The organism is Bacteroides faecis (assembly GCF_020091505.1).
Taxonomy (GTDB): Bacteria; Bacteroidota; Bacteroidia; order Bacteroidales; family Bacteroidaceae; genus Bacteroides; species Bacteroides faecis.
In genome coordinates, this window is sequence record NZ_CP081916.1 from 1479256 (window position 1) to 1494311 (window position 15056).

8 protein-coding genes are annotated in these 15056 nt (G+C 39.4%); 5 read left to right on the top strand and 3 right to left on the bottom strand.

The features are described from left to right. Positions 1-3: 3 nt before the first annotated feature. From K6V30_RS06035 to K6V30_RS06045, 3 genes are read left to right on the top strand one after another with little or no spacing between them, the layout of a single operon-like run. On the top strand, positions 4-3084 hold the full coding sequence (locus K6V30_RS06035) for a SusC/RagA family TonB-linked outer membrane protein (RefSeq protein WP_055269358.1): 3081 nt from the start codon (positions 4-6) through the stop codon (positions 3082-3084). Positions 3085-3103: 19 nt separating this feature from the next. Beyond that, positions 3104-5152: a RagB/SusD family nutrient uptake outer membrane protein gene (locus K6V30_RS06040; protein ID WP_055269359.1), complete on the top strand. Its 2049-nt coding sequence runs from the start codon at positions 3104-3106 to the stop codon at positions 5150-5152. An 18-nt stretch (positions 5153-5170) separates the two neighbouring features. After that, the gene (locus K6V30_RS06045; protein ID WP_055269360.1) at positions 5171-6172 is read left to right on the top strand and encodes a DUF4973 domain-containing protein; all 1002 of its coding nucleotides are present in this window, start codon (positions 5171-5173) and stop codon (positions 6170-6172) included. Between the two features lie 347 nt (positions 6173-6519). On the opposite strand, the gene K6V30_RS06050 is transcribed toward K6V30_RS06045, so the two are convergent. The 3 genes from K6V30_RS06050 to K6V30_RS06060 are packed head-to-tail and all read right to left on the bottom strand — an operon-like array spanning position 6520 to position 12957. Further along, positions 6520-9072, bottom strand: a complete 2553-nt coding sequence (locus tag K6V30_RS06050) for a hypothetical protein (protein WP_055269361.1) — start codon at positions 9070-9072, stop codon at positions 6520-6522. 10 nt (positions 9073-9082) lie between these two features. Next, entirely contained in the window at positions 9083-11155 is a 2073-nt protein-coding gene (locus K6V30_RS06055; protein WP_055269362.1) for a glycoside hydrolase family 127 protein, read from the bottom strand. A 26-nt stretch (positions 11156-11181) separates the two neighbouring features. After that, positions 11182-12957, bottom strand: a complete 1776-nt coding sequence (locus tag K6V30_RS06060; protein ID WP_055269363.1) for a glycoside hydrolase family 2 protein — start codon at positions 12955-12957, stop codon at positions 11182-11184. A 589-nt stretch (positions 12958-13546) separates the two neighbouring features. Between K6V30_RS06060 and K6V30_RS06065 the strand changes: the two genes are divergently transcribed. After that, positions 13547-14332, top strand: coding sequence for a hypothetical protein (locus K6V30_RS06065; protein WP_172680455.1), 786 nt, complete (start codon positions 13547-13549; stop codon positions 14330-14332). 238 nt (positions 14333-14570) lie between these two features. Next, a complete protein-coding gene (locus tag K6V30_RS06070) occupies positions 14571-14996 on the top strand; it encodes a DUF3828 domain-containing protein (RefSeq protein WP_010536224.1) in 426 nt (141 codons plus the stop codon). The last annotated feature ends 60 nt before the right edge of the window (positions 14997-15056 follow it).

A 15056-nucleotide genomic window follows, 5' to 3' on the forward strand; every position in this document is an offset into this window, starting at 1 on the left:
CACATGGAAATAAAAAAGATCCTGATAATGTTTGTACTGTTGCTTAGTTGTATTTTAGGGGCTCAAGCACAGGAATCGATTGTTGTAACAGGAGTTGTTACAGATAAAAATAAGGAACCATTAGTCGGCGTTAATATAACGGTCGGTGATATGGTAGGATTAGGAACTATTACCGATATTAATGGTAAATATAAGATTAAAATGGAACCTTATCATCGGTTAATATTTTCTTATATAGGTTTTGACAAGGTAGAAGTATTAGTAAAAGAACAACGGGTTATCAATGTCGCTATGCAAGAATCAGAAGCTAGTGTTATTGATGAAGTCGTAATCACGGGTACCGGTGCACAAAAGAAGTTAACGGTAACAGGTGCTGTTACTAATGTTAATGTTGCTGATTTAAAGGTTAATCCTACAGGTAGTATTTCTAATGCATTGGCAGGAAATGTGGCTGGTGTATTAGCTATGCAAACTTCTGGTCAACCCGGACAAAATTCATCAGAGTTTTGGATTCGTGGTATATCTACATTTGGAGCTAGTAATGCGGCTTTAGTATTAGTGGATGGTTTTGAACGTAATTTGGATGAGATTAATATTGAAGATATTGAAACTTTTGTTGTTTTAAAAGATGCCTCAACTACAGCTATTTATGGTTCACGCGGTGCAAACGGAGTAATTCTGATTACTACGAAGCATGGTAAGGCAGGCAAAATCAATATTGATGCAAAAGTTGAGACAACGTATAATACTCGCACTATTACTCCTGATTTTGTAAATGGGTATAACTATGCTTCTATGATTAATGAAGCGCGTATCACACGTGCTCAGGAGCCTCTTTATCAACCATATGAATTGGAAATATTGAGATTAGGATTAGATCCGGATTTATATCCTAATGTAAATTGGAAGGATGTATTGATGAAAGATGGTGCAATGACTTACCGGGGCACAGTGAATATGAATGGTGGTGGTGCTACAGCTCGTTATTTTGTTTCTGCCAGCTACATTGAAGAACAAGGTATGTATAAAACGGATGAAAATTTAAGGAAAGATTATGATACGAATGCGAATGCTAAAAGATGGAACTACCGTTTAAATACTGATATTGACATTACTAAGAGCACTTTATTGAAAGTTGGTGTTTCCGGTTCATTGAAGAAAGTTAATGAACCGGGATTAGGTGGAGATATATGGCATTCAATTATGGGACAGACACCTATATCTATTCCATTAGTGTATTCTAATGGTTATATACCGGCTTATGGAACAGGTAATCAGACCAACCCTTGGGTACTCGCTACGCAAACTGGCTATAATGAAGTTTGGGAGAATAAAATTCAAACAAACGTGACTCTTGAACAAAAGTTGGATTTCATAACCAAAGGACTTAGCTTTGTGGGACGTTTTGGTTATGATACTAATAATAAAAATAACATCAAACACGAAAAATGGCCTGAACAATGGAAGGCTCAACGTTTCCGCGATGAGAACGGAGAACTTGTTTTTGAACGTATTTCAACGGAACAAAAGATGAGAATTTCCAGTGGAGCATCAGGTGAGAGACTGGAATTCTTTGAGGCCATTTTGCAATATGATCGTGGTTTTAAAGAACATCATTTAGGTGGAACATTGAAATATAATCAAGATTCTAAAATAATGACTGTAAACATTGGAGACGATATAAAGAAGAGTATTCCTCGCCGTCACCAAGGTTTAGCTGGGCGTGTAAGTTACAATTGGAATTATCGTTATTTTGCCGATTTTAATTTTGGATATAGTGGCTCTGAAAATTTTGCAACAGGTCATCAATTCGGATTTTTTCCTGCTTTTTCTGTAGCATGGAACATCGCGGAGGAACCCATCATAAAGAAGAGTCTGAAATGGATGAATATGTTTAAACTACGTTATTCTTATGGAAAGGTGGGGAATGATAATTTTGGCGATAACGTCAGGTTCCCTTATATGTATACAATTGGTAGTGGTGGTGGTTATCAGTGGGCTGATTATAACTATGATAAAAACTTTGGAGGGAAGATATACACAGATTTAGCTTCCAATAATGTAACATGGGAGATTGCAACCAAGCATGATATCGGTGTAGACTTGTCTTTATTCAATGATAAATTTACAGCTACTATTGATTATTTTCATGAGCAACGTGATGGTATTTATATGACACGCGACCATCTGTCTTCTATGATCGGTTTAAATGGAAAGAGGCCAAAAGCGAACGTCGGAAGTGTTCTTTCTGAAGGTTTTGATGGAAACTTTGCTTATAAACAAAAAGTAGGTGATGTTAATTTAACGATTCGTGGTAATATGACTTACAGTAAGAATGAAATTCTGGAAAGAGACGAAGCATACAATGTTTATGAATACCAAATGGATGAAGGGCACCGTGTGGATCAAGCCAAGGGGTTAATAGCTTTAGGATTATTCAAGGATTATGATGATATTCGTAATAGTCCAAGACAAGATTTTGGGAGTGTACAACCCGGTGATATCAAATATAAAGATGTTAATGGCGATGGTGTGATCAATGATGGAGACCGTGTTGCTATTGGTGCAACTACAAAACCAAACTTAATTTATGGTATGGGTATTTCGGCGCAATGGAAAGGCTTGGACGTAAATTTGCATTTTCAGGGAGCAGGCAAATCGACATTTTTTATTGATGGTCCTTCCGTATATGCATTTAGCAGTGGGACATGGGGAAATATTTTGAGTGATCTTGTTGAGAATCGTTGGATTGATTCTAGTATATCCAATAATCCGGCTACAGAGAATCCTAATGCTTCTTATCCTCGTTTGAGCTATGGAGGTAGTGGCAATAATTTTCGTCAATCTACTTATTGGCTGCGTAATGGTTCCTATTTACGTTTGAAGACATTGGAAATTGGTTATTCTTTGCCTAAATCAATGGTAAATAAGATTCATTTTAATAGCATGCGACTTTTCTTTATAGGAACGAATCTGTTAACTTTCTCTAGCTTTAAGCTTTGGGATCCTGAGTTGGGAAGTTCTAATGGGGAGAAATATCCACTGGCTAAGATGTTTACTTTGGGATTGAGTGTTAACTTGTAATTTGAAAAACGAAATAATAATGAAAAAGAAATATATTCTTTTGTCTGCAGTATTGGGGTTGGGATTAGGTTTAAGTTCCTGTTCCGATTATTTGAATGTGGATAAGTTTTTTAAAGATCGTATGTCTTTAGAAGATGTTTTTAAGAGTGAAGACTATTCAGAAGAATGGCTTGCCAATGCTTATTCTTATCTGACTGGATCGAATGCGGATGTTGCTAGTAAAGGACATACTCCTTTCTGTTTTGCTGATGATATGTACTTTGGCGATCGTGACGACTTCTACAAGCGGCTGAAAAACGGGGAATATGGTGAAGGGGATCAGCAAGGTTCCTGGGGAGCTTGTTATTCCGGTATTCGCCAAGCATCTATTTTTATTCAGAATATAGATATAAATGAAGAGTTTACACCGGAGGAAATTGCCGACTATAAAGCGCAAGCTCGTTTTGTGAGAGCTTATTATTACTGGTTGCTATTGCGTAAATATGGACCTGTACCTTTGTTACCGGAAGAAGGGCTTGATTATACTGAAAGTTATGATGCACTATCTCAGTCGCGAAATACTTACGATGAATGTGCTAATTATATTGCCAGTGAGATGGTGTTAGCTGCTAAGGATTTACCACTAGCACGTGGTCCGTTGTCAATAGCTCGTCCTACTCGTGGAGCGGCATTGGCTGCTCGTGCGAAAGTTTTGTTGTATGCTGCGAGTCCGATTAATAATCCACGTCCCGCTGATACGGAGAAATTTACAGATATGGTAGATGATAATGGAAAATGTTTAATTGCTCAAGAGTATGATGAAAGTAAATGGGCTAGAGCTGCAGCAGCTGCCCGTGATGTAATTGAGTTGAATCAATATGAACTTTATCATGCAGGTATTCGTGAGACGGAAGCTCCAGGTTTCCCAAAGACTATTATCCCACCAGCTGATGGTAATTTTTCTGAGAAAGAATGGCCGAATGGATGGAAAAACATTGACCCATTTGAATCATATCGATCTATATTTAATGGGCAACTGGCTGCTGAAAATAATCCGGAACTTATTTTTACTCGTGGACAGAATCAGAGTACGGAGGGGATCAATGTTTTGGTAGGACACCAATTACCGCGCTTTACAAGTGGTTGGAATACCCACGGATTAACGCAAAAGCAATGTGATGCTTACTATCTGAATGATGGTACAAATTGTCCGGGTAAGGAGCGTGAACTGAATCTGCCGGGACGTAGCGATATGCGTGAACGTCCTACAGGGTTCGTAACAAAAGAAGATGTAGAGGCAGGACGTTATAAACCCTTGGCAGAAGGCGTTTCTCTTCAATACGCCAATCGTGAGCCACGTTTTTATGCTTCGGTTGCATATAGTGGGTCTGTATGGTATTTCTTGAAAGCTGATAAAGAAGATAATAAAGGTCCTAAACAGATATTCAATTATCGTGGTGGAGGGAATGGATATACCAATACTATGTTCTGGCTGCGTACTGGTATTGGTGTGATGAAGTTTGTCCATCCAGATGATGCAAATGATAATAACAGCAATGATAATGGATGGACGCATATTCGTAAGAAAGCAGAACCTGCTATCCGTTATGCAGAAGTGTTGTTAATTTATGCGGAAGCTTTGAATGAATTGGCTGGCAGCTATAACGTTGCTTCATGGGATGAAATGCAAACTTACTCTCTCACTCGGACAGAAGATGAGTTAAAGAAAGGAATTCAACCAATACGTATTCGTGCGGGTCTTCCTGATTATACTCAGGAAGAATATGGAGATCCTGCCAAGTTCCGTGAGAAATTGAAGCGTGAGCGTCAGATTGAATTGATGGGTGAAGGTCATCGTTATTACGATTTGCGTCGTTGGAAAGATGCTCCTGTTGAAGAGGCATTGCCAATATATGGATGCAATACTCTAATGACTGAGCAGCAAAGAGATTTATTTCACACCCCAGTTGTTGTACCTTCATTACCTACGACCTTCTCTCGTAAAATGTATTTTTGGCCTATTTCTCATGATGAATTGAAGAAGAATAAGCGTTTGACTCAGAATCCTGGTTGGACTTATAATGATTAATTCTAAATATAATATCATATGAAAAAGATATATAACTATTTGTTAATGATAGTTTGTCTGTTAATAATCTGTTCTTGTAACGATGAGTGGAAGGACGAACAATATAATCAGTATATTTCCTTTAAAGCTCCAGTGGATAGCAAAGGATGTACTCAGATCAACGTTAGGTATAAGAAAGATGGTAAGACAAGCTATAAATTGCCTGTGATTGTCAGTGGATCGACTATGAATGAAAAAGATTTGAATATTCATTTTGCTGTCGATCCGGATACTCTTGATATTTTCAATATTGAACGGTTCAATACACGTACGGAACTTTTTTATGAGGAGTTGCCATCAGAATATTATAGTTTTTCAGAAACATTGCAAATCCCTGCTGGCGATTGTGTAGGGCTGCTAGATGTTGATTTTTCACTTAAGGATCTGGATATGGTGGAGAAATGGATTTTGCCTATTACTGTAACTGATGATCCTTCATATAATTATCAGTCTAACCTGCGTAAGCATTATCGTAAAGCGTTATTGAGAATAATGCCGTTTAATGATTTTTCAGGTTCGTATAGTACGACTGCTATGAAGACTTATTTTTATGATTCTGATAAAAATGAGACAGTTGGAGATGCTATGGTCGCTAATACTCGTACTGCTTATGTTGTGAACGATAGTACAGTGTTTTTTTATGCCGGCTTAATGGATGAAGATTTGGAAAGGAGCAAGAGACGTCTGTATAAGATTTATGTGAAGTTCAATGCAGATAAATCACTGACTTTAGAAGCGGATAATGACGATATTAAGTTTGAAGTGCCTGATGGTACTACGCCAATTTATTCGACAACAAAGAATATGGATGCTACCCGGCCTTATATCGAGCATCGTTATACAACTTTACGATTGACCTATTTGTTCAATGATATCACTTCGGCTCCAGTTCCCATTCGATATAAAGTGACTGGTACTTTATTGCTTGAACGTAAAATTAATCTTCAGATTCCAGATGAAGATCAGGCTATTGAGTGGTAATAATTTGATGTGTGATTAAAATAGAAAGAGACTGAACTCAGAAGTATATTTTGAGTCAGTCTCTTTCCATTTTTATGTATTTAGCTTGTACTGCTCCATATTTGAGAAGACAATGCACATGCGGAATGAGAACGTTGGGCGCATGCGAACTTTGTTCTGCCTAAACATCCGAAAAAATGAAAGAAGGACAGATGAAGAGTAGATTGATCTTGAGGTATCTATGGCAGTAGATGAGATGTTATGATGTAACTGCCAATTGAAATTATTTAATATCGCCCCTGGTTCTTTAGAAATCAGGGGCGATATTAGTTATAGCAGGAACGATACTCATTGTGAGTATCTGTATCTTATTGGGATGCTCCCATTGTAGAATATGTCATACTGCCGATTTTACCATCATTACTCAATATTTCGGCTTGGATAATTAATGGGGTGGAATATTGATTGTTATAACACTCGATGACCACTTTTCCGTTATTGTCTGTCTGCACAGACGGATTCCAGTAAAGCGTCCGTCTTTTGTCAACCTGATCTTTATATAATTCTTTGTCCGGATAAGCGGGAGAATAATATTCTAATGCCGGAGTATACCCCTGTATCATCGTTTGACGGGTTCCAAGAGCGGCTGTCTCATGCTTATTCAAAACGTTATGTCTGGGTAGTGGAATCAGATAAAAGATGCTATATTTATCTAATTCCGATATATTCACATCGTTTGAGTTAGAAAGTTTTGTGTTCTGAATGATTTCGTCACTAATTCCTCCGCTACCCTTACCGATAATGATTGAGGCTAATCCATCTACTTCAGTCAACATCATTTTGACTTCTGTTTCGGATAGAATCCTGTTCTCCATAATGTAGCAGATCGGTTTTTGACGGTAAGTATAGGTGTCATTTGTTCGATCCCAATAGAAGAGAGGGCTTAGTTTTTCCATTAATTCAGGAATCGTAGTAACCACTTTCCCATTGTCACGGAGCTTATCTACTGATTGTCGTATATCATAGTAAGCATCAATACTTTGCTCGTTGATCTTAGTAGTCATGTTTGTACTTTTGGAACGGCGCTTGCTTTTAATTTCAACTTCGTCCAATAGATAAAGACCGTCTGCCCGGCGGACAGAATCCATATACAGAGAGTCGAACTTTTCTGCTTGTTGCTGCCAGCGATCTATGCTGTTCCACTTGGGATGTAGTTCGCTGTAGCCATAAGCCCGGACAGCTGGTGAGAAATGGCGATCAATAAAGATGGAAGCATCTTTGTTCCGTTCTTTACCAGCTCTTCGGGTTTGGATGATAGCTTCCAGTTCTCCTTCAAAGTCTTCCATCGGGATGCTGAAATACCCGTTCTCATCTGTGACAGTCTGCCCGGTAATAATATTCGCATCTTTTTTGACCATTACACTAAGGTCTATATTCTTTAGTTTATTTTTGAGAATAGTTGACTTTACTTGTCCATATAGCACTAATTGAGATTCAGGAGCCTGATTGGCAACAAATGGAGTCGTTCCGATAAGTTGGCTCATATCATATTTGCGCCATCCATGCACCAATAATAGTATATCCAGTTCTTTCTGCTTTCGGGGAGAAGCTTCTGTGAAATAATATCCCGGTTGATGTATATAGCCTTTTAAATCAGATGTTAAAAGAAGATCGGTGAAAAGATTATTATCGTATGCTGAATAGTCCGAACGGAGGGCATCGCGGATACTCACCGATAACTTACTTGGGATAGGTTCTCCCAAGGCATTGTTTACTTGAAGTTCGCAGCGGATTGGAGCGTATGGGGCATATATTGTTTTCAGTCCATTGGGAGATATTTGCAAAGGTGCCCGAGGAGAGGAAAATACGAATCGTTCGCTTATTGTATTTCCTGCACGGTTGATGAGGCTGATTTGTAAGACTCCTGGCGGTAATTTACGGGATAGCAAGGTGAAACTCTGAGGCTTATTTACTTGGCAACTGATTAATTGATAAGCATATGGACGTCCTTGGTGATTAACGAAAACTGCTAATGTGTCTTGAGGGGTCGAAGCATTGCAGGCTACCTCTACCGAAATCGCTCCGGCATTGTTGTTTATTTTTAAAACATATCCATTGGGCAATGCTTTAGGAAGCGAAAACTTGTAATCTTTTCCATGATAGTTTACCTTGGCTATAGCAGGTTTAGCAGAAGGTGTGTACTCAAAACATCCCATTCCATCGTGTAAAGTCTCGAAAGAAGTGATTTCTTGTCCTTCTTGGGTGTACAGGGTACCTGATAAATTAATCTCACCTTCACTTTTACTTTCTGCTTTAAAAGCTACCTGTGATGTAAGCCCCTCTACCAGTTGTCCTCCTTCCGGAAAGAAACGCAGACTCAGTTTCTCTTTAGTCTCTTCCGGTCTTGTTTCCATAGAAGGGCTTAATTCATAAGTGCTGATGCTACGTTCCAGCTGATCGCTGTTTGACAGTTGATAAATAGGGAAAGTACGTGAAAAATAATGCGGCTCGTTAAAGGCAAGCATCCAGCGGGTGTAGGCACGTACTTCATAATAGCCTGACAACATTGATTTGGATAGTACAAACTGACCGTTTCCTTCTCCTTGTGTCAATTTGATAATCTGTTTGTCGGTTATGTGACCTGCCTGATCTACCAACTCCACGTATAAAGGACGGCTGATTGAACTGAAAACTTGTTTCTCGGCAAGAGTTACATACGCTTTGAACCAGATAGTGTCACCTACATAATAACTTGTATTGTCGAAATGCAGATAAGCTTTTTCGCGTGGATAAGTTTCAGCAAAAGTTTGAGCTTGATTCATATATTGTTCAAATACCACTTTGGCTGGTGGATTTTCGCCATGAACACCTGTCATCAAGATACTGCATAAGAGTATAAATAAGAATCTTTTGTTTTTCATATTAGTGTTTCTATTTTAAAGGGAGCCATACTTTATGACTGCTGTTTTTATCTCTGTTTGCTACCATATAGTAAGGAATTGCTATTCCGGACCATTCATTATTGTTTATTTGTATGATGTTTACATCGCGGAATTGCTGATGTTGTTTGCCAATAGCATATTGAGTCTCTGGCATTATTCTCATCTGATTGAGGTTCGGGTTATCGCAACTTTCAATACAGTAAATCACAGGACCGGATGCTAATGCAACCTGTTGATTCAGTTCCTTGATCTGATGGTTAGGAGTAATAATACGCGGATTTATCGGGAGTTTCAGCATTACTTTATCCTTAGGATACCACTTGCGGTCAATCTCTGCGTATCCATCTTTGATTTTGAGATTGACAGGTTGATTGTTTACGTAGAGTTTAATCTCATCCTTCAGATCAGATTCATACAAACCATAAGGATTTTCTATTCCCTGTGCCCATCCCGGAATGCGTATTCGAAGTGGGAATCGGGTTGCTTTTAGGGGACTGACTGTCAGTTGTACAGTCCCGTTCCACGGATATTCGGTTTCTTGTTTGAGCTGAATTTCCTTTCCTTTACCTAGCTGAATCTGTGTTTCACTGCCTACAAATAAGTTGATATAAATCCCCTTGGTATCGTGAGAATAGATAAATCCGGGGAATGCTCCGGTAAATTTCAGGAACATGGGAGGACAGCAAGGACAGCCGTGCCATTCCCAACGGTTATGCTTTTCAGCATTGAGTGGATTCTGGTACGTATACTGATTGCCTGAAAGGGAAACAGCCGTCAATGCACTGTTATAAAGTACTCTTTCCAGTTCATCCATGTATTTTCCCTCTCCGGTCAGCTCATTCATACGTTGGCTGAAGAAACCGGCGCCGATGGCAGCACAAGTTTCCAGATAAGCATCAGCGGGAAGATAATAATCAGGACCGAATTTCTCGTCTTCATGGATGGCCCCCACACCTCCGGTGATAAACATTCGCTTACCGACCATATTGTCCCACAGCCGTCTGGCTGTTTCTACATAGGCTGAAGAATGATTCTCAAGTGCGGCGGTAGCAATGCCTGTTGCCAGTAAAGTTGCACGTACAGCATGTCCTTCTATTGTTTGTTGATCGAATACGGGAATGGAATCCTGTGCATAGTCTCCCCAGGAAGGGCGGGAGTGAGGGCTGTATTGCGCTTCTGCATATTGGTTTTCCCTAATCCATCGTTCTGCTTTCTCGTTACCCCAACTCTTCCATAAGGGGAATCCACAGTGATGTCCTCGGTTTTCTATCCAGAAAGTGAGCAGTTTCCAATAGTTGTCTTCATTGACAGGCACTTCAAGTTCCGTTTTTAGCTCCGGATGCTGTTTGTACAGCCAATACAGTTTAATAATTGCTTCTTCCGGTCCGGAATGTGAAGGGACGATGTTCTTCTTAGGTTGTTCTCCCATGTATTCGCACATGTAGTTTGTCAGACGCGTTGCTACGGAGAGTAATTTCGTCTTTCCGGTGGCCAGATAATAGTGCACGCCGGCTTCTATCAGCATACCGGAGTTATATACCTCATGCTGCCATCTCAGAAATCCCCCGTTTTCACCCCATCGGTGTTCCGGTTCGTCAAGAGTAGTGTAGGTGTTGATATATCCATTCGGATCTGTAGCCTGTGCGGCTGCAATGCGATTGATGTAGTCATCAACCCGTGCTTCCAGATTCTTGTCGGGATATAATATCAGGTAGTCGGCAATGCCTCGGATCGATTCGTAGATAAGTCCGTCGAACCAGGGCGGTCCTACGTGACCGCCGGTACCTGTACAGCCTTGGGTTACCCGGTCGAAGTTGCTTAATGTATTGTGATTGCCGGGCTCATTGACGTGTTTGCCTTCAAATTTGTTTAATACGTCGTCAATGGTAACACGTTTCCATAATTCCATTTTCGGTGACCAGAAAGAATCATCTATATGTACCTTTCTGGCTTCAATGAAAGTCACTTTACCCATCGGCTTTTGGGCATATGTTGTTGTATACTTGCCACTTAAGTTGCATAATGTGAATGCCAATAACAGTGTAAAATGGTGTTTCTTCATAATTCTTCTTTGTGTGATTCAGACTTTTATTCCTTCTTCTCTTTTTGCGGTCTGCTTGGTATCTTTTCAAAAATAGCTTTGATACGCTCCATGTTGAGTTTGGGGCGGCGGTCGTAATAGTAAATACCATTCTTCTCTTGTTCGATATCGGTGAACTGCGTATAGCAGAATCCGGTGATATTGTTGGCAAACAATATGGCATTGATATAACTTTCCAGGCGTTCGTAGAAGCCTTCTTCATTAGTGAGCATATCGCCATATCCCCATGAATTATTCCGTTCCTGGCCTTCTGCCCATACGACTCCTCCGAATTCTCCGACAAAGAGAGGCTGGTTATGCTGATAATTATTGTCGGACTTTAGGCGCAAAGAGAAGCGTGTTGGGTCCGATTCGTAATTCCGGAAGTTCCAAATGTCAGTTGTGAAATGTATGTCACCTGCTATATCGTTGACGAGGCGGGTAGGATCAATCGCTTTGGTCAGGCGGTAAGTATCCGAAATCAGTCGTACAAAGGTAGAAGGAAACATATTCACAGACGGTTGATTGAAAGGTGTCCATGTGATAATGGAGGGATGGTTACGATCTCTTATCAGAATCTCCGTCCATTCGCTAAGGAAGTTGCGTGATGCTATTTCATTGCTGATGTTCATGCCCCAGTTAGCGGATTCTCCCCACGTGATAAATCCTAATTTGTCTGCCCAGTAATGGAATCTTTCTTCAAACACCTTTTGATGAAGGCGCGCACCGTTGAATCCGGCAGCTTTACACAACAGAATGTCATTTTTCAGTGCTTCATCGCTAGGGGCAGTCCATATTCCATCAGGATAATAACCTTGATTCAATACAAGACGTTGGAAGTAAGGCTCATTGTTCAGGTAGATCATTCCGTTGGATGTGTGCACTTTGCGCATCCCCGTATACGATTTTACTTCATCAATCACTTTTCCTTTTTCATCTTTGATGCGGTAAGTGATGTCATACAGGAAAGGATCTTCGGGACTCCACAGCTTCATCTTTTTTATGGGAATAACAAGGTTGGAGCCGTTGATGCATTTGACCGTTTTCTGGGCGACTTGTCTGTTACCGTCAGATAAGATGATTTCCATTGTCTTGTCATTAGACGATTGATAGAACTCTGGTGTGATGAACAATTGTTCCCCGTCTATATCCGGTCGTGTTTCTACAGCTTTTAATCCATAAGGTGAAACTGCTTCCAGCCATACAGTCTGCCAGATTCCGGTGACGCGGGTGTAGAAGCAGGCAAATGAAGATACTTGAGGAGACTGTTTGCCCACTGCCTGTGCGCCTGAACGAATATCATCAATAACGAAAACAACCAGATTGTGTGTCTGTCCCGGTTTCACTGACCGGGTCAGATCTATCGAGAACGACGAACTGCCTCCGCAATGATTGCCGACGAATTCTCCATCGATAAAGATTTCTGCAAAATAATCCACAGCACCGAAGTTAAGCAATATCTTTTTCCCTTGCCATTCTGCCGGTATAGACAGAGAACGTTGATACCACATCTGATTAATGAAGTCTGTGTAGCTCACTCCGGACAACTTGCTTTCCGGACAGAAAGGCACTGTAATTGTGTTATTGAAACTTTTAGCTTCGAACAGCTTGCGGTTTTTCCCGGAGTTGGAAAGATCGAATTCGTATGTCCAAGTGCCATTTAAATTTATCCATTCAGTTCTTTCGAACTGAGGACGGGGATATTCCGGACGTGGAATGTCATTCGTCGCATTTACTGTAAAAGATAACAATAAACCGAACAGAATCAGATGTGATTTCTTCATGATAGTACTTTAATGTTTTGTGCTAATTTACATTATTAATGTGTATTAGTACAAAGGTAAGAATTTAGACTTCTGAAAGAGGAAACATACTGTTCAATAAAAGAAAAAAACTGTTCATTGATGAGATAAATATTTCTTGTGTTTCCTTATTTCCGTTTTAAGCATGAATTTCGGCTTATTCCGACTGAAATGATTGTCTTACTTTTATCTATACCGAATTTTGTTGTTTATTGAACTGCATATTTCCTTTTTTCTCTGATCTTTTTCTTATTTTTGTAATATCAGAGTATAATACTATGGTAAAAGATATTTTTGTTGACAGCACCTTTACTGATGGTGTCATTCATTATTCTATTAAATAAAGAAGTATGAGTGGATTTTTAGGTAATATCGATATAAGTACAGCAATGACAATTGCTGCTGCTATTGTTATCATTTCATGTGTGTGGGGCAGTGTTATAGTGACCAGAAAATTTTATAAGGAACGTAGATTTGTCAGACTGATGTTGTGTTATGGCTGTTACTTGATACTTATTATAATGGTGACATACCAATGGTGTAGAGTGGTACTTAAATAATAAATAAAACTATGAGAACACTTCTTTTTTTGTTTCTATGTATAAGTACGAGTTTTGCGATAGCTCAGATTTCCCCAAAAGCTGTTGAGAAGAATAAGGAAGCTGAAATAGATTCACTGGAATCGGAAATGATGAATTTCTTTCAAGCGACGTTGGAAAGGAATTATGGTCGAAAAGATGCTCTTGACTTATTAGTAAAGGGTCTGGAACGATATCACTTCAACTATTTATTGGATGTAGACAAAGGGCAACTGGAACGGATTAATGAAAAACTATATGCGGGTGGTTTACTCTATTCCTATTTTGTTGATGGAGCTATTCTACATGATTCTTGCACGCTGTTTGTTCCAACTGGAGTTTCTCGGTCAGAATATCGTCAGTCTGATGTCTATAAACAGGCGTCTGAGAGTTTAAAGGAGCATGGTGGCTCTCTAAATCTTGTTACTGATTCGCTAAAATATGCATATATGAAGACTCAAGTTGAGTATATAATATTGCCGTTTAAGAAACGGTTGGATGGCTTTACATATTTGCAAAGGGAATTGGAACTGGCTATTCACCCTGCCTTGAAAGCGTATCTCAAAGCTGAAGATGTAACAGGAGGAGTTTCTTCGGTTATGCTATTTGAGGAAATTGCCAAAGATACGAATCATTTCTGCAGTGATTTTAAGACGGATCGTGATGTAAGGATGTTCCTGACGCTTTATTTCTGGAAATATTTATGCTATTTTGCGAATATTGATTTTTATACTGGTCGGGATAAAACTGAAGGAATTTTGAAGGAAGAGTCGAATTAATTTGGAAATATGATTATAAACCACAATAGCAAATAATAGATATTGTAAATTCGATAGTTAAAATGGGATGAAATAATCCCGAGAATACAGATATCAGAAGAAAATATCTTATGCTTACCGAGTACTATATAGTTTTAAAACAGTAACTATTTATATTATGAAATTGAGATTTGTACATTTGTTATTATTGCAGTCCATAATGCTTCTTCCTTCCTGTTCTAGCCAGAGTAAGAAAAGTATGGATACATCGACAGAACCTGTTGATGCACAGGTGAATGTGGCGGATAGTAGTGTCGATGAACAACAAGCTATCAGCATGATTAAAGACTTTTATGAGGCCTATGCTGTCAGTTGCCTGTCCATAGGTAAAGAAGCCGTTGCTCTAGGAGATTCAGTTAAGGAAAAGTATCTGACCAAGGAGCTGATTGAAAAAGTGGATAGTTTGGTAAAGGCAACAGATGCTGATCCGATTATTCGTGCGCAAGACCTGGGGGAAGATGATATAAAAACATTGGTGGTGAAGCATTTGAATGACAATTGGTATCAGGTTGGCTATACTTCAGCTAAAGGCAGCCAGTTTGAACGTGCTGTCAGTATTCCCGTTAGAGTAGTTAACATTGGTGGACAGTATCAGATTGATGATATAACCGCGGAAAATGAATAGCATAAATAAGCGGTATAAAAAAAGACAAACAGCTCTTTTCTTAAAGTAAAAGATGCTGTT

Excerpts from the sequence above, each read along its gene's own strand:
- K6V30_RS06045 (WP_055269360.1), top strand. The coding sequence starts at position 5,171 with ATGAAAAAGATATATAACTATTTGTTAATGATAGTTTGTCTGTTAATA.
- K6V30_RS06040 (WP_055269359.1), top strand. The coding sequence starts at position 3,104 with ATGAAAAAGAAATATATTCTTTTGTCTGCAGTATTGGGGTTGGGATTA.
- K6V30_RS06035 (WP_055269358.1), top strand. The coding sequence starts at position 4 with ATGGAAATAAAAAAGATCCTGATAATGTTTGTACTGTTGCTTAGTTGT.
- K6V30_RS06070 (WP_010536224.1), top strand. The coding sequence starts at position 14,571 with ATGGATACATCGACAGAACCTGTTGATGCACAGGTGAATGTGGCGGAT.
- K6V30_RS06055 (WP_055269362.1), bottom strand. The coding sequence starts at position 11,155 with ATGAAGAAACACCATTTTACACTGTTATTGGCATTCACATTATGCAAC.
- K6V30_RS06050 (WP_055269361.1), bottom strand. The coding sequence starts at position 9,072 with ATGAAAAACAAAAGATTCTTATTTATACTCTTATGCAGTATCTTGATG.
- K6V30_RS06065 (WP_172680455.1), top strand. The coding sequence starts at position 13,547 with ATGAGAACACTTCTTTTTTTGTTTCTATGTATAAGTACGAGTTTTGCG.
- K6V30_RS06060 (WP_055269363.1), bottom strand. The coding sequence starts at position 12,957 with ATGAAGAAATCACATCTGATTCTGTTCGGTTTATTGTTATCTTTTACA.